General features: G+C 27.7%; 18 protein-coding genes. 16 read left to right on the top strand and 2 right to left on the bottom strand.

Going from position 1 to position 22,354, the window contains the following annotated elements; all coding sequences use genetic code 11:
• The first annotated feature begins 332 nt into the window (after positions 1-332).
• The 6 genes from B5X81_RS24985 (at position 333) to B5X81_RS24960 (ending at position 6,699) form a co-directional block, all read left to right on the top strand.
• Positions 333-2,261 carry a DEAD/DEAH box helicase gene (locus B5X81_RS24985; protein WP_244282245.1) on the top strand — a complete coding sequence of 643 codons (1,929 nt, stop codon included), beginning with the start codon at positions 333-335 and terminating at the stop codon, positions 2,259-2,261.
• Between the two features lie 26 nt (positions 2,262-2,287).
• On the top strand, positions 2,288-2,488 hold the full coding sequence (locus tag B5X81_RS24980) for a hypothetical protein (protein ID WP_139380468.1): 201 nt from the start codon (positions 2,288-2,290) through the stop codon (positions 2,486-2,488).
• A gap of 84 nt (positions 2,489-2,572) precedes the next feature.
• Complete coding sequence (locus tag B5X81_RS24975) at positions 2,573-3,226, top strand: hypothetical protein (RefSeq protein ID WP_079495754.1); 654 nt, start codon at positions 2,573-2,575, stop codon at positions 3,224-3,226.
• A gap of 503 nt (positions 3,227-3,729) precedes the next feature.
• Positions 3,730-4,797 (top strand): PIN domain-containing protein, encoded by a 1,068-nt coding sequence (locus tag B5X81_RS24970; protein ID WP_079495753.1) that lies wholly within the window; start codon positions 3,730-3,732, stop codon positions 4,795-4,797.
• 231 nt (positions 4,798-5,028) lie between these two features.
• Positions 5,029-5,871 carry a hypothetical protein gene (locus B5X81_RS24965; protein WP_079495752.1) on the top strand — a complete coding sequence of 281 codons (843 nt, stop codon included), beginning with the start codon at positions 5,029-5,031 and terminating at the stop codon, positions 5,869-5,871.
• Between the two features lie 225 nt (positions 5,872-6,096).
• Positions 6,097-6,699 (top strand): nitroreductase family protein, encoded by a 603-nt coding sequence (locus tag B5X81_RS24960; RefSeq protein ID WP_170917603.1) that lies wholly within the window; start codon positions 6,097-6,099, stop codon positions 6,697-6,699.
• 484 nt (positions 6,700-7,183) lie between these two features.
• Here the strand turns inward: B5X81_RS24960 and B5X81_RS24955 are convergent, their stop codons facing one another.
• Positions 7,184-7,690: a hypothetical protein gene (locus tag B5X81_RS24955; protein ID WP_079495750.1), complete on the bottom strand. Its 507-nt coding sequence runs from the start codon at positions 7,688-7,690 to the stop codon at positions 7,184-7,186.
• Between the two features lie 244 nt (positions 7,691-7,934).
• Between B5X81_RS24955 and cas13a the strand changes: the two genes are divergently transcribed.
• The 6 genes from cas13a (at position 7,935) to B5X81_RS24920 (ending at position 16,464) form a co-directional block, all read left to right on the top strand.
• On the top strand, positions 7,935-11,810 hold the full coding sequence (cas13a, locus tag B5X81_RS24950; protein WP_079495749.1) for a type VI-A CRISPR-associated RNA-guided ribonuclease Cas13a: 3,876 nt from the start codon (positions 7,935-7,937) through the stop codon (positions 11,808-11,810).
• A gap of 27 nt (positions 11,811-11,837) precedes the next feature.
• Entirely contained in the window at positions 11,838-12,740 is a 903-nt protein-coding gene (gene cas1 / locus B5X81_RS24945) for a type II CRISPR-associated endonuclease Cas1 (RefSeq protein WP_079495748.1), read from the top strand.
• Positions 12,730-13,056, top strand: coding sequence for a CRISPR-associated endonuclease Cas2 (cas2, locus tag B5X81_RS24940; protein WP_079495747.1), 327 nt, complete (start codon positions 12,730-12,732; stop codon positions 13,054-13,056). The genes cas1 and cas2 overlap by 11 nt, the downstream gene beginning before the upstream one ends.
• Before the next feature lie 1,599 nt (positions 13,057-14,655).
• On the top strand, positions 14,656-15,429 hold the full coding sequence (locus B5X81_RS24930) for a hypothetical protein (protein ID WP_079495746.1): 774 nt from the start codon (positions 14,656-14,658) through the stop codon (positions 15,427-15,429).
• Positions 15,430-15,789: 360 nt separating this feature from the next.
• Entirely contained in the window at positions 15,790-16,215 is a 426-nt protein-coding gene (locus B5X81_RS24925; protein ID WP_079495745.1) for a hypothetical protein, read from the top strand.
• 36 nt (positions 16,216-16,251) lie between these two features.
• Positions 16,252-16,464, top strand: a complete 213-nt coding sequence (locus tag B5X81_RS24920) for a hypothetical protein (protein WP_079495744.1) — start codon at positions 16,252-16,254, stop codon at positions 16,462-16,464.
• 99 nt (positions 16,465-16,563) lie between these two features.
• Here B5X81_RS24920 and B5X81_RS24915 read toward each other — a convergent pair whose 3' ends face one another.
• Positions 16,564-17,016: a helix-turn-helix domain-containing protein gene (locus B5X81_RS24915; protein WP_079495743.1), complete on the bottom strand. Its 453-nt coding sequence runs from the start codon at positions 17,014-17,016 to the stop codon at positions 16,564-16,566.
• On the opposite strand from B5X81_RS24915, the gene B5X81_RS24910 reads away from it, so the two are divergent.
• The 4 genes from B5X81_RS24910 to codY all read left to right on the top strand — a co-directional run bounded on the left by B5X81_RS24910 (position 17,001) and on the right by codY (position 21,997).
• Entirely contained in the window at positions 17,001-17,498 is a 498-nt protein-coding gene (locus B5X81_RS24910) for a magnesium chelatase subunit ChlI family protein (RefSeq protein WP_079495742.1), read from the top strand. The genes B5X81_RS24915 and B5X81_RS24910 overlap by 16 nt on opposite strands.
• A 90-nt stretch (positions 17,499-17,588) precedes the next feature.
• Positions 17,589-18,671 carry a DNA-processing protein DprA gene (gene dprA, locus B5X81_RS24905; RefSeq protein WP_170917601.1) on the top strand — a complete coding sequence of 361 codons (1,083 nt, stop codon included), beginning with the start codon at positions 17,589-17,591 and terminating at the stop codon, positions 18,669-18,671.
• 267 nt (positions 18,672-18,938) lie between these two features.
• Entirely contained in the window at positions 18,939-21,005 is a 2,067-nt protein-coding gene (topA, locus tag B5X81_RS24900) for a type I DNA topoisomerase (protein WP_079495740.1), read from the top strand.
• A gap of 212 nt (positions 21,006-21,217) precedes the next feature.
• Positions 21,218-21,997 carry a GTP-sensing pleiotropic transcriptional regulator CodY gene (gene codY / locus B5X81_RS24895; RefSeq protein WP_079495739.1) on the top strand — a complete coding sequence of 260 codons (780 nt, stop codon included), beginning with the start codon at positions 21,218-21,220 and terminating at the stop codon, positions 21,995-21,997.
• The last annotated feature ends 357 nt before the right edge of the window (positions 21,998-22,354 follow it).

Below are 22,354 nucleotides of genomic sequence, written 5' to 3'. Positions count from 1 at the left end.
ATGTACCATGCCACAAATGATAAAAGAAGCTATAGATAAACTTTTATTCAAACATGATAGATTATCAACTTCAAGAGAATTCAAAAAACTAGATATGCCGTATTTTAGGTTTTGCTACGAAAAGTTCCATAGTAAATTTTTAAGTCGAGTAGTAGATAAAGTCCTTAAATATTTTATATGAATTCAATAAAGCAAAATAGAAATTTGCTGTCTATTGTTGTCGATTTTGGAAGAATAAACTCTGTACTGATATAATCATGTAGTGGATCTAGATAGAATTAGTTAAAATAATAAACATTACATAAGTACATGAGGTGATTAAAGTGGCGACTATGATCCCAGAAAACATAAGTGGATTATCTAGTGTTACTGCAGGTGAAAAGAGAGTATTTAAATTATTTAAGGAGTTACTTCCTGATGATTATATTGTTTGGTATGAACTTAGGGTTGAAAAAAGACACCCAGATTTTATAATTGTAGGGCCTGATCTTGGATTAGTAGTAATTGAAGTAAAAGACTGGCAAGTGGGTTCAATTGTTTCAGCTGACAAAAACAATTATGATCTTAAAACTGATATAGGGATAACTATTAATCCTCAAAAGCAAGCAAGAAAATATATGTGGGAAATAATTAATAAATTAAAGAAAGATTCTAAACTAATTGGACAATCAGGTAAAAGTAAAGGACAACAACTTATATTTAACTATGGCCATGGAGTAATATTTACTAGAATTGCAAGAAAATCCTTTGAAAAACATGGATTAACTGAAACAATAGATAAAGAAGTTGTAATATTTCAAGACGATATAAAAAATATTGAAGACAATAAAGATTCAAATCTACTAAAAGAGAAAATAATATCAATATTACCATTCTATTTTAAAGATAATGTATTAAAGAATGAACACATTGCTAGGATACGTGGTAATATTTTCAAAGAAGTAAAATTAGAATCAGACAATGATACTGTTTTTAAAGTAATGAATCTTAAACAAGAACAATATGCAAAAGGACTAGGATATGGCCATAGAGTTATACGAGGTGTTGCGGGATCAGGTAAGACTATAGTTCTTACTTGTAGAGCAAAGTATCTTTCAGAAGTTCATTTAGATTGGAAAATACTAATGTTATGCTATAACACTTCGCTTGCCGCATATTTAAGAAAAATTGTAGATACTAAAAGTCATAATAATATAGAAATTAAACATTTTCATAACTGGATAAACGAAATTTTTAAAAAAGTGGATATGGAATCTGGAATCTATCAAGATGAAAAAATAACAAATAATATTTTCAATATTACAGATGAAAAGTTAAATACATTAGATAAATATGATGCAATCTTAATTGATGAGGGACAAGACCTTGAAGAAGAATGGTTAAGATTTATAGTGAAAATGTTGAGAAATCCAGAACACTCTCATTTGGTACTTGCTTCTGATGGGGCTCAGAACTTATATAGTAGAAAATACACATTGAAATCTGTTGGTATTAAAGCAAAAGGTAGAACTATAATCATGAGAGAAAATTATAGAAATACCAAGGAGATATTAGAATTTTCTCATAGATTTATAACAGATGACAAAATACATAAGAGTTTTGATAAAGAAGATAATGATTTTTTTATTGATCCAAAGTCTAGTCTTAGAAATGGTCCCGACCCCAGACTAATTAAATGCAGTGATTTTCACGAAGAAATTAATGTGATTGCAAATCAAATTAAGGAATTAAAGGCGCTAGGTGTAGATTATAGAGATATTTGCATTTTATATTTTTATGGTAAACAACTTGGAATTATAGAAAGTAAAATGCTTTCAAATAATATATACTATTTTCCTATTTGTAAGAGCGCAAAGAATAAAAAAATGTTTAACTATGATCAAGATAGAGTTAAGATATCAACTATTCATAGTGCAAAAGGATTAGACTTTAAATATGTCTTTATCTGTGGAATTTATAAGGGGCTTTCTAAAAGATATAACGAATCTAAGAAATTGATATACGTAGGCATGACAAGAGCTAGAGAAGAACTAAGGATTACATATAGTATTGACAGTGATATTACTAGAAACATTATTGAGATTGCACCTAAAACTAATCTAGAATTAAAAATATTAAAGAAACGATTAGAAAAAGATAATTTTAAGAAGTCGCAAGAAGAAGCTGCTATAAGTAAAGAAGTAGAAGTAAATAAAGAGATACAAAAACCAAAACCTAAAAGAAAAAGTATTTTAGGGAGAATAATGTCTATATTCAAATGATATATTGTCCATTAGGAGCACAAATTATGGCTGAAGAAAAAGAACAATATAAAGTAAATAATGTAGTGAAAAAGAAAACGGAACTTTCCCTACTGGCTTCAAGACTTAAAGATGTATTTAGAGAGCTAGATAAGCTCTCAGAAGAAGAAAAAAAGGTGGGCATAGAAAAGGATAAATTATCAATAAAGGTTCTTTATGATGCACTCAATAATTATATAGGGTGTTAAATATGAAAATATAGAATAGGAAAAAATTCGTTTTATATTAAGCAATAGAGAATATTGAAATACAATTTTCAAAGGGGAAGAACAATGTGGAGAACTAAATTAACTCTTGAACGTGTTATTGTGTTTATTTATATAGTTATTCTTGTACTAGCCTATTTTATTAATTACAAGTATATGTATATAGATTTTTTTATATGTGGGCTTTTTTTCTGTTATCCATATATTACAAAATTATTTTATGGACCTCAGTATAAAATTCAAAAAAATATTAAGTACATATATAAAAAATATAAAGAAAAAGACATTTTAGATTTGATTGAACACATAAGAAATTATTATAATAAAAATTATTTTTCAACCAACGAACTGCTAAGTAGGAAATTTGAACTTGAAAAAAACTTTTATGTTGAACAAGATATTAAATTAGGATGTTTCTCAAGTGCTGTAATTTCTTTTCTATTTTTTGTGGGCACCCATTTAGATTTTATTAGATTCTCTGATAAATATAGTTTATCAATAAGAATTATTATAATAGTTATTATAGCATTGATTATAATGGGAATATTTTCAGCAATAATAGTTATATTTCTATTATTATTTTTATATCTTACTAGTCTTGTACCCAGCAAAAGTAGATCGGTGAAACATTACTTGAGAGAAAAAGAATTAGAAATACTTATAAAAAAATTAAATGAAAAATTAAAAGATAATTGCTTACATGTAACTTCAAAAATTTAGTAGTATAGCAATACAAGCTCAATTTATATAAAAAAAGACCTTTTAATTAATAGGCTATAATAATATTATCCTTTCTATGAAAGGATATGTCAATTTGCATCAAACAAAGGAAAAAACTATTTGTATATAAGTATAATTTAATATGAACTATATTTTTATTCAATAATATTAATGTTTGAATATGTAAAAACAAGAAAGTATTTTGCAAAAAATAGGCTATTATATTTGAATATGAGTATATCATTTTGCATTCAACAAAACTAAAGAGATATCGACAAGAATAGTCAAAGGATTTTAGAGTAATTTATATAAGTATTTATAGTTGAAGATGAATTTAAAAATGTGATATTAGATTTTCATTAATATTATATATATTCATTATGTCTATTAGGCGAAGCTGTGAACCAAGACGACTAAGTGATATCCAAGAACATTTAGAAAAGAAAAAGCCAAAAGCAAGCCGGAAAAACATGGAAGTTATTGCTGGGGAGGTTGAGTAACTAATGAGTGATGAAATGTTAAAAACTGCAATCGTTTTGGATACGAATTTTATTATAGAACACATTAAAGATCTTTATAAAATTCTCGAAAAACTATCTGAAAACTTTGATGTGTATGTCACAGAGATATCTATTAACGAAAGAATTTCTCAAAAGTATTTAAAGTTAAAATCCAAATACGAGAAAATAGAGAGTTTTAGAAAAGAGTATGATGCATATGCAATAATAAAGCTAAAAAAGACCTTTGAAGATAGATTTGATGCTGAAAAGAAATATACAATTAAAGGATATGAAGAACAATTCAATGATAAAATTATTCGTTTTAATCCTAGTCATAATTTATTAAAAGATGTAATGGATAGAGTGTATAAAAAAATACCGCCTTTTCTAAATACTGACAATGCAAGTGATAAGGGCTTTAAAGATACACTTCTATGGATGTCAATGATGGACTTTTTCAAGTCAATTGATGAAAATGTAAATGTCATTTTCATTTCCAATGATAAAGGGTTTATAAATTATGCTGAAACTCTTCAAATGGAGTTTTTAACTATAACAGGCAAAAAAATTGATATTAGGAAAAATAATTATTATAAAGATTTATTAGGGGAAACAATAGAAGTCATTAAAGTAGAAGACATACATGACAAAGAGCTTTCTGTCTCTGAGAAAGCAGAGCTAAGAGAACGAATTTCAACCGTAATTTATAATATTTGTAATGTTTTACAATATGATGGATATGGAGATGAGTACTGGGAAATGGCGTTTGAGACCAATACATACTTTGATAATAAAAAAGTGAAAAATGCGTTTGAAAACATGGAAGATATTATCGCCGATCATATTTTAGAAAGTGATATTAGCGCAAGTACCATTTGGGGTTTTGATTTTATGATTAAAGATTATTATAAAATTTCAATAGAATATGTAGAAGCAGCGATAGAATTATATAAAACAATAAAATCTAAATACAATGAATATATGACGCCATTTTTAAATGCTGCATGTGAGATAATTAATAGGAATTATAGAGAGATTGTTGAAAGTAACGATGATGACCTTCCATTTTAAATTGCAAAAAGTTAAGTAAAGAGGCTAATCTGCCAAAGAATATAACTTAATATATGATAGAGTAAGTAGCAATATAAAGTATTAATTTCTCATTGTTCATATACATATTAGGCTAATAATACCAAATTTAATTGTATTTTTAGATAGGATGATAGTGTGAAACATACGCTAAAACAGTAGAAGGAAAAAGGGTTCAAAGAAATAGGTTGGATTATACAGGGAGGGAAATAAATGAATGATAGAATAGATAAATTAAATTTGAATATTTATGAAATAAGAACATTGGTTTTAGAGGCATTAAAAAATAAGTCAGAGACGCAGTACGTCAATTTGTGTTGTGAAGTTGCAAAAGTAGCTGTAACAAAAGGGATTACAAATGATCCTAATAAAAATTCATATTGTTCTTCAGGATTTATATATTTAAATGATAGGGACGAAGATTATGTTAGAGAAATAATATGGAACTTAATTACTGAAAATATACTAACAATAGGAATAAATAGTTCCAATCCTAATTGGCCATGGTTAAAATTAACTGAGTATGGAAAAAAAGTTGTAGAATCTGAAATGCCGGTTCCACATGACCCGTCAGGATATTTAGCAAGAATTCATGATCAGATTCCAAAGTTAGATAATGTAATATATATATACCTTGAGGAATGTCTTAGGACATATAACATTAACGCATTATTATCTTCAACGATTGCATTAGGATGTGCTTCTGAAAAAGCTTTATTGTTATTAATTGAAGCTTATACTAATGCAATAAGTGATTCAAAGAGACGAGAAAAATTTAAACAAAAAACAAATGGAAGAATGATAAAAAGACAATTTGATGAATTTACAAAAGCCATAAGTAATTTAGTTGGTAGTATGCCATCAGATATTTCAGATGGATTAAATAATGTTTTAATCGGAGTTTTTGAGATGATAAGAAATTGCAGAAATGATGCAGGACATCCAACTGGAAAGGTGATAGAAAAAGAGATCTTGTTTGCTAATATTCAAGTTTTTATTCCATACTGTAAAAAAGTTTATGAACTAATAGATTATTGGAATGAAAATGTAATATAGCTAAAACCATGGTATCTTTACCGTTCTAGCAAGCTAGCAGAGCACTCTCTTAGTAAATGTATCTAGCCCGCCTCGAATTATGTTATAGAACTAGCTACGCATTATCCATATAAAATCAAGGCAAGAAGTTAAATGTTTTTAAATATTATTACACAAAAGAATAGTTATGTGACATTGACTTATTCATGTAGGTATATTCCTTTTGGGAAAATAAAGGAGGATGTTATGGAATTATTAGAAGTAATGAGAAAAAGAAGGTCAGTAAGAAAATTTGAAGATGTGGATATTGATAATAGTATTATTACTGACATTTTAGAAAGTGCCAAACTTGCTCCTGAGACAGATACCTGTAATTACTATTTTGGAGTAATAGAAGATAAAAAAGTAAAAAATGAAATTTCTAGTGTAACATTATGGGCTCAGTGGGTATCAAAAGCACCAGTAATAATTGCTTGTTGTTGTGATATTAGTTGGGACATTGGTGAACAAAATGATGATGACTATGGTGTTATTGGGAATAAGCTTAGATATGGAGAAGATATTGTTAATTTTCTAAGAAAGCATGAAAACCGTAAAGCATGTAAAACATTAGTGCAAAGCACGCCTGTTTACATAGCAGCTCAACATATAATTCTTACTGCAGTTTCCCATAATTTACGTGGTTGTTTAGTTGATTTTATCGATATTGAAAAAATAAACAAAATACTAGGGTTGCCAGAGCATATTACATGTCAACTTCTTGTTCCTATAGGATATGCAGATGAAACACCAGAACAAAAAAGGAGCAAAAATAGGGATGACATGATTTTTTACGATAAATGGGAATAGCGATTAAAGTGATAATATATTAATATTTGCTTTGAAAATGAATAAGTCGACATCGTATAACAATGTTTGCTCATAAAGATATAAACAAGAAAGATACTTGAGTATAGACAACATAGAGTGTAAGTAGTGCTACGAAAAAAAGGTCTGCTAGTCCAGTTTATAAACACCGTAAATATGAACTGTTACCTCGCTAAAAGAGATAATAATGAATGGATATTAGATGGAATTGAAGGAACTATGTGTTATAGTTGGGAAAGATAATCTATATATATAGTTAATTTAATGATAAAACACAAAAGCAGGTATTTCTATATTAGTATCACCTAAATATCAGAATCTTATATCAGAAAGATAAATGCAAAAAATAGGAAACTGTAAGACAGTTACATAGAGTTACATAGCAAAGATAGTCTTTAATTAGAAATCCCAAAAAGGGTTCCCGTTTTTTTCGACAAGATTCTAGTTGCACTTGGAATCTTTAAATCTAACCTCTATATACTTTTATATAGCCTTTTGTAGGCAACTCTCTATAATTTCCATACTTACCTTTTTTAAAATATTTTCCCGCAATGGGATATCCTAATTGTTGTAAAATTATTTCAAGTTCTTTTTGTAAATCCCTATAATTTTCATTGTTTAATTTAGATATCTGGATTCTATTTTTTAAGATATGCATTCTATTATGTAATTTATTATATATTTTTTCACCTAAATAAATTTGTTTTAATTTTTTAAAAGTGGATTTATCAATTTGTGAGATTTCTTTTTTTATGCTTGTTTTGCTAGCTGTGTATAACTCATTTAATCTGATTAAAGATTCAAATTTCAATCCTTTAGGTTTACCTATATAAAATAATGATTTAGACTCATTATCAGAAGTCCCCTTTTTTAATTTGAAAAATTCTATTCCAGTTCTATTGATATTAATATTAAATATTAACCCGGGAATAATTTTTTTATTATATTTAATTAAGCAAATCTTACTATACACAATAATCCTCCATTTTTTCTATTGATAGTAAAATTATAACATGTGATTTGTATAAAATTCCAATTCACACTATAAATTTTTTGAAAAAATTTAATTTAATGTATAGTTATACCAATTTAATATAAGAAATAAATACACAAAAGATAAATTTTGCTATAATAGTAATGTAAATATTACATTTACAGTTTTAGAAAATATAATTTCTTAATAATTGATAGTGATAATTGAGATAAGGGGGATATAATTGAAGATTACAAAGATTGATGGTTATGAATTTAGAAGAAATTTTAAACAAGGAAGTATTGTAAAAGGGAATGATGAAAATATTAAAATTAGTGACATACCTCACTGCAGCTTAGATATTTTTTTAGAAAAGGAATTAAGAAGAAGATTGCTGAAAGGTTTAAAAGGCGAATATAAGAATAAAGAAAAAAATGATAAAGATGTTAAAGAAATAAATAATAAAAGAATGGCTGTAAAAAAAATCATAAAAAATATAGGTGTTAAAAATTGCAGGATATATTTTTATTATAAAAATGTGAGAAATATAGAAAAAGCAGTAGAGCAGCTTAACAATTTTAATTATCCAGAAGTAAATACAGAAGGTAAGAAAATAACTAAAGAGGAGATTATTTCTTATAATTTTAAAAAGAATAGTATATTAGAAAAGCTTAAATTTCAAAAAATAATTACAAGATTGATGAGTAAAAAAAGATTATATGGAGGAACTATTTTTATAGTATTTAAAGAAAATAATTGTTTACTGCGTAATATGCTAAACATAGAGGGTTTAAAAAAATATTATGCACAATTTCAAAATAAGCTTCAAGGATCTATAGACAATAATATTATTACAAAATTTAATAATGAAGTAGTTATAAAAGATAGAAATAGCTTTAAATATAATTTATATAATAAGTTAATTCTCAATAATGGAGAATTTGAAGCTCAGCTTAATGAGTATAGAAATAAATATGATCTTGAAAAATTGCTAAAAGTTATTAACTTCATTTTGAGTTGTAAAGCAGAATGTCAGGATCCTGAAATAGCGGATATAGTATCTTACATAAAAGAAAATACACAAATAGGACAAAAGGATTTAAAAGAAAACAAAGAAAAAATTAATAATGATAAGTATTTTAAGAATAGAGTCATAAAAAAATCATTAATTGGTTATCAGCGAAACCATGATGAGTTGCAGCAAGCCAGAAAAGAAAAATCTGGGTTAAATTATTATGATGAAGAAGTAATTGCTTATTTTAATAAATACTATCCACCTAAAAAAACGAAAAATAAGAAGAAAAGAATACCAAGTAATAGTTGTACATTAGAAATTAATGTATCAGCAGATCAAATACATAGAAAGATTACAAATATACTAAAAAATAAAGTAGTTAATGCAGCAATAAAAAGTGGACAACTTAATGAATTTATGACAAATAACAATAAAAGAATTGAGGAAATAACAAGCAGGGATATAGAGATTATTCATATTCAAGATGTATTTTCAAGAAAATTATCATCATCAATAACATATGCAGCCAATGCCTTTAGAAATGAAGTTTTTACAAAGGACATGAAAAAATATTTAAATATATTTGGAAAAAATTCAATTACAGTAAATGGTTATGAATTAAAGAGTTATATAGGAATCGATGGAATAGATAAAAAGAGTAAAAATGAAGAAATAAAAGAATATTTAACAACAATGTATAATTTAAATAAAAGTAAATCTTTAGATCAGATTGATAAATTTATAGAAGATTTAAAAAAATTAGGCTTCAATCTAAAAGCTCTTAATGATGAAGATGATTGGCGCAAAAAAATCACAATATTAAAGGGCTTTATAAATGAATATCCAGAATATTGTCGCAAATATAAAAAAATAGAAGATTACTTTAATGGAGGAGATTTTCTAGTACAAGACGCTTATAAAAACACATCTTTGAATATAATACTTGAGTTTCTAGATGAGAATGGACAGCTGTCAAAACTAAGGGGTGAAAATATATATCCATTTATTAGGGCTTCAATTTATGCATTTAGAAATACATCATTTCACTATAAAAATACTATAGAGACACAATTTATCAGTAAAGAAGAAAATGGATATTATGAGGATTATAAGGAAGCAATAAATAGCTTAAAGGAAGATTTGAAATCCAGAATAAATGATATTCCTAAAATAGAGATACATAAAGCTTATAGTAATGCTGTATTCAGATTTTTTGATGAAGCTAAAATATTAGAATTTTATAAAGAAAATAACTTATTCTATCCAAAACAAAATAATAAAATGCCAAGCTTTAAAAGCATACTGAAAAGCTATTATGGACTTAAAGAAAGCAAATTAAAATTAGGTAAGGATTTATTAGAACAATTGGTGGCTTTAGATAAATTAAAAGGAGAATCAAAAGATATTGCCTTTAAACAAGCACAAAAGTATTTATTAATAAAATTATATAATACAAAATATGAGGAAATACTTGAAAAAATTAAGGAATTATCTTCATCCTATTATGATAAGAAAATCTCAAAGTCAAATGATGTAGGGAATTATAAAAATATTAGAAAGGCAATTAAGAATTTCAAAACAGAAAATAATCAAAAATACTTTCTTAATTTAAAATCCGCTGTTCAAAAGGATAAAGAATTAGCTATATTGAGGGGTAAAGAAGAAGGCTTTGCATTTAATATAGAAAAGGAATTAACTGCACGGGCATTTTATGAAGTTATCAAGAAAGAGGAATATAAATTTATCTTTAACAGCCCTAGGGAAGAAAAAGATATTAAAGAGTCAGATATAATTAAAGAATATGAAAATAATAAAGTTGAGCTAGAAAAATTACATATTAATCCTTCAAATGACTTGATTTATGCCTTCTATGCAATGTGTTTAATGCTGTCTAAAGCAAGAATTTCAGAATTATATAATAATATGGTTAGTTACCAGCAAGCCTATATGAAATTAGCAGATGTAGAAAAAGAAGATATCAAAATATATGAAAATAATAATCATTTTATTATGATAGATGATGCACTGGAGGTATTAAGGATTTTATTATATTCTTATAAGGTTTCCTTTAAAGAAGGTAGTAAAGCAAAGGATAATAATGATAATATTGATGAAAATAAATATTTAAAAATCCTTGAAGGCTTTATTGAATTTACTTCTAAAGACAATGAAGAAAGGGAAATTGAAAAGAGCGAATTAATAAAATTCAATGAAGTATTAGATGGTCGGGATCAATTATACATACAAAAGGATAATAAAACACTGGTGAAATTTGGACAAATCATTGAAGCCTATAAGGAAAATCTTTTAGGAAGATACAAAGAATATTATAAAAATAATAAAATTGCTCTCGATGAAGTCAAGAGATTTAATGAATTAGAGAAAGATATCGGTGATATTACTAAAGAAATAGATGCAAAAAAAGAAAAAATGAAAAAGAATTCTAAAAATAATAACAAAACTAAAAAAGAATATAGGGAGAAGTATAAAAAAAAGCTAGAATATATATGGCTGAAAAATAGAATATTATTCAATGATGTATCAAAAATGAATAGATTAATTATTGATGTATATAGCAGACTAAATGGTTTAATCGCTGTTCTTGAAAAGGATTTTGTCCATCTATTAAAGGAAAGAAATCCAACTTTAAGGATTACTAAAAAAACAGATATTATAGATAGTTTTATCAATAATAATAGCCTTAATAGTATTTATCATTATAGTAATAAAGACTATAATCCCAATGGCCGTTCTCCAAATGAACAAGATAAGGAGATTAGAAATAGATTTGCTCATTTTCATTACTTAAGAGATGACAAAGGATCAAGTGTTGACTTTATTACACAATTAAATCTATTAAGAAGGTTATTGAGGATTGATAGAAAGCTTAAAAATGCTGTTACTAAAACAGTTATTAAGACCTTTGATAAACATGGTTTTAATTTAGTTTTTGAGTTTGAAAATCATGAAATAAAATCCTATTCATTAAAAAGAAATAAATTAACTGACAAATATCTTGACAATTATATTAATGTGTATCCTAACAATGATTTTATGTTAGAAATGATTGAAAAGATTATATTTAAAGATTGTACAAAGAAATAGTAAATCTTTAATAGGGGGCAGCCATATATGTCTATTGTTTTATTAACAGAGGCTTCTAAAGTAATGATAAAAAATGGAAGACTAGAAATAAAAAAAGATGAAACAAGTATATATTTAAATATAGAAGATATTGAAGCCTTAGTAATAGAATCGCTACAAGTAACTTTAACTCCAAGTGCAATCCTATATGTGTCAAAGAATAAAGTCCCATTAATCTTCTGTAATAAAAAGCATCATCCCCAGTGTTTTTGTTTGGATTTATATAATCATTTTGAGGTGTCAAAGCGGATACATGAGCAAGTAAAATGGGAAGGGTCTAAAAAAATATTAGTTTGGCAAAAAATAATTATTTCAAAGCTTAAAAATCAAAAAGAATTATTAAAAGAATTAGGAGCTAATGCTTGTTCAATAAAGAAATTAAAGAAGTATATAAAAAATGTAAAAATGAGTAATAGTATTGAGGGTATAAGTAGTTGCGAAGCAATAGCTGCTAGAATATATTTTAAATCTTTATTTTTTAAAGAGTTTAGGAGAAAAGATGAAAATATTGTTAATGAAGGTCTGAATTATGGATATAGCCTATTAAGAGCATATATATCGATAATAATTACTTCAAAGGGTCTTCATCCGAGCTTAGGAATATGTCACAATAGCAGATTTAATGCATTTAATTTGTCTGATGATATAATTGAGATATTTAGACCTATTGTAGATTATGCTGTATTAATAGAATATAAAAACACTAAAGAATTTACTAATGATTTTAGAAAACATCTTCTAAAGGTTATGTGTCAAAAAGTAGTATTTAATAATAAGGTAGTATCATTAAAACGAGGAATAGAACTTTTTATAGACAGTATGCTGAAATACTTTAATGAAGATGAGAAGTTAAAAATACCTAAGCTGGATGTGATGCTATATGAGTATTAAGGCTGAATATATTTCTATGATACTATATGATTTACCTACAAAAAAGAAGGAGGATTTAAAAATATATAGGAAATTTAGAAAGTTATTATTAGTTAATGGATATTATAAATTACAGGAATCGGTTTATTTTAAGAGATTTAAAGAAAAACAACAAGCGAAAAGTTCTATGAAATTAATAAAAGATAATAGACCAAGTAAAGGAGATGTTAGGGGTATTATATTAACAAGTAAAGTTTTTAAAAGTATGGAATGTATAGTAGGAAATTTTAAGGTAGAAGAAAAGCTCTTATTAGGTGAAAAGATAATTGAAATTTGAAAAAAGAATGGTTGGAAATTAATATTATTACTAGAAAAATTATGTTATAATATTATATATATTTGTTGCAAACTCATTTTATAAAAAAATAAATGAGACATAAGCACAAATAATTTCCAATTTTTAGCAGATATAGACAACCCCAAAATAGTAGGGGACTAAAACGTTTTTGATAGTCGTTGAACTTTATTCTTATGATACAGACAACGCCGAAATAGTAGGAGACTAGAACAATAAATCTAGTTTCCTTAAATTTGAATAGAGATAATCTTGAAATTAAAACTTTATTTTATGTAGAATGACTAAGTATTGTATTGAGCAGCAAATTTAGAAGGGAATATGGTTTATGCTTTTAAAAGTTGATGAAGAATAATAAGTATGGAATTATGATAAGAGCTTATTTTTAAACAGCTAAGTATTTATGTAAACAAAGAAATTAAAATAGATTGGTATTCGATTATATTGTGAATTATCTTACAATACACAGTATAGAGTGGTTTTTAAAGTTAGAGGTCTTATTATTTTAGAAAAAATTTGAACGGAGAATCTAAAAGGGATTTTTCGTTTTTTTATTTTTGATAAAAGTTGTGTGGTAACTAGAATATTTGATGTTTTAAAAAGATATTGTATTAAAATTATATTTTCTTCAGTATTTTTTTTATGTAGCCAAAACAATGAATTAAGATTTAGAGTAGAATAATATGCCGCTTAACAATGAAGATTTGACAAAAATTGATATATAAGTAGAAATAATAAAATTAGTTGAGAATGTAAAAGATTCAAGAAAGTTAATGAAACTTCAAGTAAGTTTTGGGGATTTTAGACGACAGATTTTGGTTGGAATGCAAGGTGAAAGAGAGAATCCATAAGAAAGCTTTGGAAACCAAGCTCTATTTGTAGAAAATTTAGCTCCGAAAAAAATGACTGGAGAAATAGCTGAAGGAATGTTGTTTAAAATGGTTTATGAATCTAAAATAATTCTGGTTTTAAATCAGCCTAAAAGGCCAGGTAGCCGTGCAGAATAATAATATTAATTGTTACACAGCGATAAGAAACGCATTTCTTTTACAGCAATTATTAGCAACAATTCAAATAAGACCATGTTAATTTCAGAAAAGTATCTTTGCTTTTATCATGGTAAAGAGCTAATTCAAATATGTTTATAACTGACTACAATGGTCATTTTGTGGACTGCCCATTATCCATATAATACCAATGTGTTGAACTGTACATATTAGTATGCTGTCAAACTAATATAGAAATCAATTAGTGTAAGGCTTAGGCTTTACTCATTCTATTTTGCACTAAAACTTTAGTTAACGTAGACCAGGTAACCCGGTCTTTATTTTTTAGTAGAAGAATAGTTTAGTGGAAGATTAGAATAGAGTTCAATTTTATCTTTAGTATATGCGGTTTGACATATATGACATTATTAAGTAAAATATTACCCAAATATGATATGTAAAGAATATTTTGTATATAGGAGAGTATTACTAACACAACTAGTCGTATAATATACTTATTTAGAAGTATTAGCGCCATAAAGAAGACTGTAACCCCTAAGTTATACGAAATTAGTTATTATAGAAAGGGGATAACATGAAAGAAAATATAATAAAAAAATATCTGTCAGATGCAGTGATTATTGCTATAATGCCTATTATTGGATATTTAGTAATATTTGCATATGAATATGGATATGCAAAAGCTTTCAACATACCTATACAGCTTATAAATATTAACAAAACTACTTTTTTTGTGGTTGCTAGTGCATTGTGGGCAATAATATTTCCTGTAATTGGTATTGTTAACATGTTTATTATACTATTTAAAGATGATTCTAATGTTATTTACAGAGAGTTCATTAAAATAGCTCCATTGCACATAGCAACAGTTGTTTTCGTACTTGTTTTTGGGAAGTCTATTACATTTGAAGATATACAGTTTTTTCTGATATTACCTTTAATAATAACAGTATTTCACTTTGGTTTTCCATTGTTAACCCAGAGAAAAACAAAAGGTTATAAACAGAAATTATTAGAACAAGAAAAAGTAGACTCTGAAATTAAGGATATTGGCTTTTATTTAGAAAAATATTTAGGAAAATTTGGACAATTAATAATTATCTATACATTTTTTGCAATTTTTTTGAGCCATTACATAGGGTATTTCGCTCCTCTAAATCAATCTGAGTATTTGCAAATAAATTCTTCAGATAAAATCGTACTTAGGATTTATGGGGAAAATTTAATTTGTACTACTTATAATAGTGAGGATAAAACAGTGAATAGTGAAATTTCTATTATTAAAATAGATAAAAAAGATGTAACCTTAATTCCCGTTAATATTGGACCACTTAACATTTACGATTAGCAGAATCACTAACTCTGTATAACAATATATTTGCGCAAGGGGTGTGCTAGGGAGATAATGGATATGAGTACCCATATCTTTTCACTGGAAGTAAAGCTCCATCAAAGGAGTATTCTTTTAGTCTTTAGTTCAAAAGCGTCGCAAACACGAACGGTTACAACACTAAAACAGACATTAACGCAGAAAGGAAGCCAAATGACTTCTTTTTTTCTTATACATAACTTTCACATCTAATCCACCGTTTTTCATAAATAAATTTTTTCTTAAAAAATATATATTCCATAAAAAAACATTGAAGGATAATCAAGGAAAATGTAGAATCAATAGATAGAAGTAAATATTTTGAATATAGGTGAAAAAATGAGAAAAACAAAATTTTCAGATGAGGATCTGATAAAATGTCTAAAATCTTACATACAAGAAAATAATGAAATCCCTACTATAAAGCAATTTCAAAAGTATAATAAGCAAGTAGGAATATCTATATGCAATAGAATAGGATGGAACATAGCTATTATGAGAGCTGGCTTTGAGCCTAAGAATATTCAAGTTAAACCGTATAAAGAATTCTATAAAGCTGATATAAATACTGTGCTTGAAATGACAAAAGAAGTTATAGATAAATTTTTATTGAAACATGATAGACTTCCAAAAGCAAGAGAATTCGAGAAGCTAGATATGCCGTATTTTAGGTTTTACTATGAAAAATTTAATTGTACTTATACAGAATTTCTAATTGATATATTAGGTTATAATGAGGAGTTTTTGAGTTCAAGTAGCAGATAACGATAATAAAAAAACTAAGATTCAGGAGGGTAAATTATGACCTATGAAAAAGAAGAATATAAAGTAAATAATGTAGTGAAGAAGAAAACGGAACTTTACCTACTGGCCTCAAAACTCAAAGACATGGCAAGCGCCTTAGATAAGCTCTCAGAAGGAGAAAAAAGGGTAGTCATAGAAAGAATAGATCAAAAGGATAAATCATCAATAAGAGGACTTTATGTGACTATATTGGGCGGTAATAAGATTTGAAGCCAGGGGTTATTCCTGGCTGTTTATAATAAACAATTAAAGCAATGATATAATATTCTAAAAAGCTAATAATGGTAAATAAATCGAGTTTCTTCATTATTATACATAGCCAATAATTTTATATATTTTTTTAATGGTTTCAGGATTTCCTTTGATTTTTCCGTTTTCATAATCTTTGATTGTTGACTTATTAAGATCACATTTTTCTGCTAAGTCTTCCTGAGATAGGCCATTCATAAGCCTATATTTTTTGATAATTTCATCTGGAGTTTCTTCAGGTAAAGTATCAATTTTAAATAATTTTGCAGGAGAAATACTAAGACTTTTACATAATTTTCGTATGGTAGACATATTAGGAATTGTTTTACCGGTTTCTACATTATATATAGTAGCTTGACTTAAACCGGTTTTAATTGCAAATTCTTTTTTAGTCATTCTATTTTTTTTCCTTAATTTAGTAATACGTTGACCAAGAGTATCTTCTGGTAGATTTTCATAGTTATTTATTTTGCATTCAATCTTAAAAATTTTGTGTTTTGCTAATACATCCATGTCCTTGCGGTTATTACAATGATCCTAAGAATGAGTGCAGCTGCAGACCATATCAAGTAAAAAAATATTTATCAAAAATATCCGGCCCGCTGCTGGATAGAATAGACATGCACATAGAGGTCTTTCCTGTAGAGTATAAGGAATTGGCAGGAAAAACTATTAATAGAAGCTCTGAAGAAATAAAAAGAAATGTAGATAAAGCCAGAAAAGTTCAAATTAGAAGGTATGCAAATGAAACTGCAAGATACAATTCACAATTAACTCCAAAGCTTACAAAGAAATATTGTAAATTGGGTAAAAGTGAAAGCCAGCTTCTTGAAAAAGCTTTTAAAAAATTGAGATTAAGTGCACGTTCATATAATAAAATAATCAAATTAAGTAGAACCATAGCAGACCTTGATAATAGCGAAGATATTGAGCTTAGACATTTATCTGAAGCTATTCAATACAGGAGCTTAGATAAAAACTTTTGGAATGTATAAAATTTGTTCCAGATTATTAATTGAAAGTTTGAGAGGACGTAGTAGAGTTTTAAATTTTTTATGAATAATCTGAGCTTAAGGAGAAAAAAAATGAATGAAAAAGATTATCTTATTTGGCTTAATTCAATTCATGGTATAGGATACCTGACTATAGAAAAGTTTAAAGAGTATTTTAAAACCCTTGAAAATTTATGGAATGCACCAGTAAGTGAAATTTATAAAATTCCTAACTTAAGAAGAAATGTTGCAGATAGTATTATAAAAACCCGAAAGGAAGAGTATATTAGAAATTATAAAGAAAAACTATTGTCTATGAAAGTACAGTGCTTAATAAAAAATGAGGAATTGTACCCAGTAGTTCTAAAGTATATCAAAGCTCATCCCCAGATTTTATATATGAAAGGAAATATAAAAAAGGAAGACGAAAAGGCAATAGCTATAATAGGCTCAAGGAAATGTACTTCTTATGGAAGAAATATAGCATATAAATTTGCAAGAGAATTGGCAAGCTATGGAATAACTATAATTAGTGGAATGGCATATGGAATTGATTCTGCTGCCCATAAAGGGGCTTTAGATGGAGGGGGAAGAACAATAGCAGTTTTGGGATCAGGAATTGATATTTGTTATCCTAAAAGCAATGCTAATTTAATGAAAAGAATTATAGAAAGTGGTGCAGTAATATCTGAGTATCCACTGGGAACTCAACCGAGACCAGGAAATTTTCCAAGGAGGAATCGAATAATATCAGGTTTAAGTATGGGAGTTTTAGTGGTTGAAGCAGGGCTTAAAAGTGGTACTTTGATAACAATTGACTATGCACTAGAACAAGGGAAGGATGTATTTGCAATTCCTGGAAATATTAATTGCAGTGTAAGTAAAGGTACTAATAAATTACTAAAAGAAGGTGCAAAGCTTGTAACCTGTATAGAAGATATTATAGAAGAGTATAATATTGAAAGGGAAACTTGTAATATAGAGAATAAATATAGTGATCTTAGCCAGTCTGAAAAATCAGTTTTAAAAGTTATTGAAAAGAAACAGCCTATTCATATAGATTTAATATCATCAATTCTACATTTAGATGCTGGGGCAGTAAATGGTATAATTACAGTTTTGGAAATAAAAGATTATGTTGAAATGCTACCAGGTAGAATCATTATACTTAAATAGAGAAATACTGATTCTTATACTACAGTTTTTATTTTTTTATACATAATTAATAATTTGATAATAATAAATATATAGACTTTATTTGCAATTTAGACTATACTATTTGAGGGAAATCAAAAAAACTGTTTAAAAAGATTAGATTATACTGTATTATTGTTAGGTGAGGGGAAATATAATAAAAAATGAAATTTTTAATTTAAGTTTTGAAATTTTAAGAATTTTTTGATATAATATCATTCGTCGCAAAGTAAATTCGGAGGTGCTATAATGGCAAAAACTCTTGTAATAGTAGAATCACCAGCTAAAGCTAAAACTATAGGGAAATTTCTTGGAAGGAATTATAAGGTGAAAGCCTCCGTAGGTCATGTTAGAGACCTACCTAAAAGCAAATTGGGAATTGATGTTGAAAATAACTATATACCCCGTTATATAACTATTAGGGGAAAAGGTAAGGTAATTAAAGAGCTTAAAAGTGAAGCTAAAAAGGTTGATAATATATTACTGGCAACTGACCCCGATAGAGAAGGAGAGGCTATATCCTGGCATTTGGCTAATATACTTTCTTTAAAAGAAAATCAAAACTGTAGAATAGAATTTAATGAGATTACTTCTAAGGCCATAAAGAATGCAGTAAAAAAACCTCGTCCTATTAAGAAAAAATTGGTTGATGCACAACAAGCTAGAAGAATTCTTGATAGGCTTGTAGGTTATAGTATTAGTCCTCTATTATGGAAAAAGATTAGAAGAGGACTAAGTGCCGGCAGAGTTCAATCTGTGGCAACAAAAATAATTTGTGACAGAGAGAAAGAAATTCTGGATTTTGAGCCAAAGGAGTATTGGACAATAGATCTACTGCTTAAGACATTAAATAATTCACAAAACCTTGAAGCAAGCTTTTATGGGATAGATGGGAAGAAAGTAGATCTGGAAAATTCTGAGCAGGTAAACAATATTGTCAATGATATTAAGGATAATACTTTTAAAGTTGTTAATGTAGAAAAGAAATTAAAAAGAAGAAAGCCTTATTTACCTTTTACGACCAGTAGTTTACAGCAGGAAGCTTCAAACAAATTTGGATATTCTACAAAGAAAACCATGTTATTGGCACAACAATTATATGAGGGCATAGATATTGAAGGAGAAGGTACTGTTGGTTTAATTACTTATATAAGAACTGATTCAATAAGAATTTCAGATGAAGCAAAGGTAGAAGCAGAAAAATATATAGTAGATGAGTTTACTAAAAAATATTTAGCTAAGCAAAAGCGAAAAGCAAAAAATAAAAAGGAAGCTCAGGATGCCCATGAAGCTATTAGACCAACTTCCGTACTCAGAACGCCATTGGCCATTAAAGATTCATTATCTAATGATCAATACAATCTATATAGATTGATTTGGCAAAGACTTGTTTCAAGTCAAATGGCAGACGCTACCTTCAATTCATATAATGTTGACATTGTAAATGGTAAATATTATTTTAAGGCTAAAGGAATAAAACAGGAATTTGATGGTTTTCTTAAAGTTTATTCCTTTGCTAAAATTACTGAAAAAGAGCTACCAGAAGTAAAAATAGATGAAAAACTAAATACTGAGGAAATTATACCTAAACAACATTTTACTAAGCCGCCAGCTAGATATACAGAAGCAGCTTTAGTTAAGGAAATGGAAGATAAGGGAATAGGTAGGCCCAGTACTTATTCCCCAACGATATCTACCATTCTAAGTAGAGGATATATAGAAAGAGAAAATAAAGCTCTTAAGCCTACAGAACTGGGGATTCTAATTAATGGAATAATGGAAGAGCATTTTACAAATATTGTAGATGTTGATTTTACAGCTAATATGGAATCAGATCTTGATAAGATTGAGGAAGGAAAAATGTCATGGGTTAAGGTAATAGACGATTTTTATAAACCCTTTGAAAAGACCCTTGAGAAAGCAGAAAAATCTATTGAAAAGATTGATTTAACTGAAAAAACCGATGAAAAATGCGAAAAATGTGGAAACTATATGGTGATAAAGCATGGTAGATTTGGAAAATTTATGGCCTGCTCAAACTATCCTGAATGTAGTTTTACAAAATCAATAATTAATAAAACAGGGCTAAAGTGTCCCATCTGTAATGGCGATATAGTAATTAGAAAGACTAAAAAGGGAAGATTTTTTTATGGATGTGGCAATTATCCAAAATGCAATTTTATGACATGGAATAAACCCATCAATAGAAAATGTCCTCAGTGTGACTCAATATTAGTTGTGCAAAATAAAAAAAATAAAAATATTATAAAGTGTTCAAACAAAGAATGTAAGTATAAAGAAGAGGAAGAGAATTAGATTGTATAATTTGACTGTTTTTTTACAAATATGCTTAAAACCACAAAAAATGGGAACAAATAAATGAAGGGACTATTTAATTCGTGATATGAGTAGAAATATGTACTATTTAATGTCAAATATACAATTTAAATATATAAAATAACCAAAAATAAAAATGATATAGATTTAGAGTTGGTTATTCAAAATTTAATAAAACAAGGAGGAAGATCATGTCAACTACACTTTTAGAAAAAACCAGGAGATTAAACAAAATACTTCAACAGTCAGGAAAAACCCCTGTTTCTTTCTCAGAATTATGTCAGACCTTAGGTGAGATTTTAGATGCCAATGTTTATGTGGCAAGTAGTAAAGGAAAGGTGTTGGGTGTAAGTCTTGCAGATGCATCTGATTGTCCAATTATTGTTGATAAGGAAACTAATGAGAAAAAATTCCCGCAGGAATATAATGAAGAACTTTTGAAAATTACAGAGACGAAATATAATATTACTGGTGACGAATTATTAAAGATATTTAAATATGACATTGAAAGCTACAAAAAACTGGTAACAATAGTTCCCATCAATGGAAGTGGACAGAGACTGGGTACTATGGTTTTAGCAAGACATGACAATACTTACACTGATGAGGATTTAGTATTAGCTGAATACTCTGCAACAGTTGTAGGTATGGAAATTTTAAGATCAAAAAGTGAGGAAATTGAGGAAGAAGCTAGAAAGAAAGCTATAGTTCAAATGGCTATAGGAACTTTATCCTACTCTGAGCTTGAAGCAGTTGAACATATATTTGAAGAGTTAAACGGCTTAGAAGGTCTTCTGGTTGCAAGCAAAATAGCAGATAGAGTAGGTATAACTAGATCAGTAATAGTAAACGCTTTAAGAAAATTTGAAAGCGCTGGTGTTATTGAATCTAGGTCCTTAGGAATGAAGGGAACACATATAAAAATTCTAAATAATAAATTATTAGATGAATTAAAGAATCTAAAGAAATAACAGCCTAATAAAGGCTGTTTTTTTGTTTGCGAGGCATGTTGCCGAGCCGATGGTTTGAAAGAAAACCTGTCACCTAGCTAATGGGAAGACAAGCTGTAGGCAAGGGCGCTTTCGGCGACGAAAGGGTCTGAAGGAAGCTGATGGTGGTTGTTGGAACAAAATGTTAGTGAACCAGTGTTGGCATGTGTAGTGGATAACCTTCCAAAAAGTGGGAACGTCCTAAAATTAGCTAAACTGCATATGTTTTGATGGTTGTTTTAACAACAGGCGGAGTAACTTAACCTCGGAAGTGCTGTATTCGAAGCTGTAGATTTTGCTTACAAGCGAAAGCAAGAGGCAAAATTAGAATGCAGTATG

The sequence above is a fragment of the Maledivibacter halophilus genome, from assembly GCF_900167445.1.
GTDB classification, from domain to species: Bacteria; Bacillota; Clostridia; order Peptostreptococcales; family Caminicellaceae; genus Maledivibacter; species Maledivibacter halophilus.
Note: the sequence above shows the minus strand (reverse complement) of the source record. Positions and strands in the feature narration are given on the sequence as shown.

What these genes read in the sequence shown, in the direction of transcription:
- B5X81_RS24960 (WP_170917603.1), top strand. Translation starts at nt 6,097, where the DNA reads ATGGAATTATTAGAAGTAATGAGAAAAAGAAGGTCAGTAAGAAAATTT.
- B5X81_RS24965 (WP_079495752.1), top strand. Translation starts at nt 5,029, where the DNA reads ATGAATGATAGAATAGATAAATTAAATTTGAATATTTATGAAATAAGA.
- B5X81_RS24925 (WP_079495745.1), top strand. Translation starts at nt 15,790, where the DNA reads ATGAGAAAAACAAAATTTTCAGATGAGGATCTGATAAAATGTCTAAAA.
- B5X81_RS24915 (WP_079495743.1), bottom strand. Translation starts at nt 17,016, where the DNA reads ATGGATGTATTAGCAAAACACAAAATTTTTAAGATTGAATGCAAAATA.
- dprA (WP_170917601.1), top strand. Translation starts at nt 17,589, where the DNA reads ATGAATGAAAAAGATTATCTTATTTGGCTTAATTCAATTCATGGTATA.
- B5X81_RS24970 (WP_079495753.1), top strand. Translation starts at nt 3,730, where the DNA reads ATGAGTGATGAAATGTTAAAAACTGCAATCGTTTTGGATACGAATTTT.
- codY (WP_079495739.1), top strand. Translation starts at nt 21,218, where the DNA reads ATGTCAACTACACTTTTAGAAAAAACCAGGAGATTAAACAAAATACTT.
- B5X81_RS24975 (WP_079495754.1), top strand. Translation starts at nt 2,573, where the DNA reads ATGTGGAGAACTAAATTAACTCTTGAACGTGTTATTGTGTTTATTTAT.
- topA (WP_079495740.1), top strand. Translation starts at nt 18,939, where the DNA reads ATGGCAAAAACTCTTGTAATAGTAGAATCACCAGCTAAAGCTAAAACT.
- B5X81_RS24930 (WP_079495746.1), top strand. Translation starts at nt 14,656, where the DNA reads ATGAAAGAAAATATAATAAAAAAATATCTGTCAGATGCAGTGATTATT.
- cas2 (WP_079495747.1), top strand. Translation starts at nt 12,730, where the DNA reads ATGAGTATTAAGGCTGAATATATTTCTATGATACTATATGATTTACCT.
- B5X81_RS24985 (WP_244282245.1), top strand. Translation starts at nt 333, where the DNA reads ATGATCCCAGAAAACATAAGTGGATTATCTAGTGTTACTGCAGGTGAA.
- B5X81_RS24920 (WP_079495744.1), top strand. Translation starts at nt 16,252, where the DNA reads ATGACCTATGAAAAAGAAGAATATAAAGTAAATAATGTAGTGAAGAAG.
- cas1 (WP_079495748.1), top strand. Translation starts at nt 11,838, where the DNA reads ATGTCTATTGTTTTATTAACAGAGGCTTCTAAAGTAATGATAAAAAAT.
- B5X81_RS24980 (WP_139380468.1), top strand. Translation starts at nt 2,288, where the DNA reads ATGGCTGAAGAAAAAGAACAATATAAAGTAAATAATGTAGTGAAAAAG.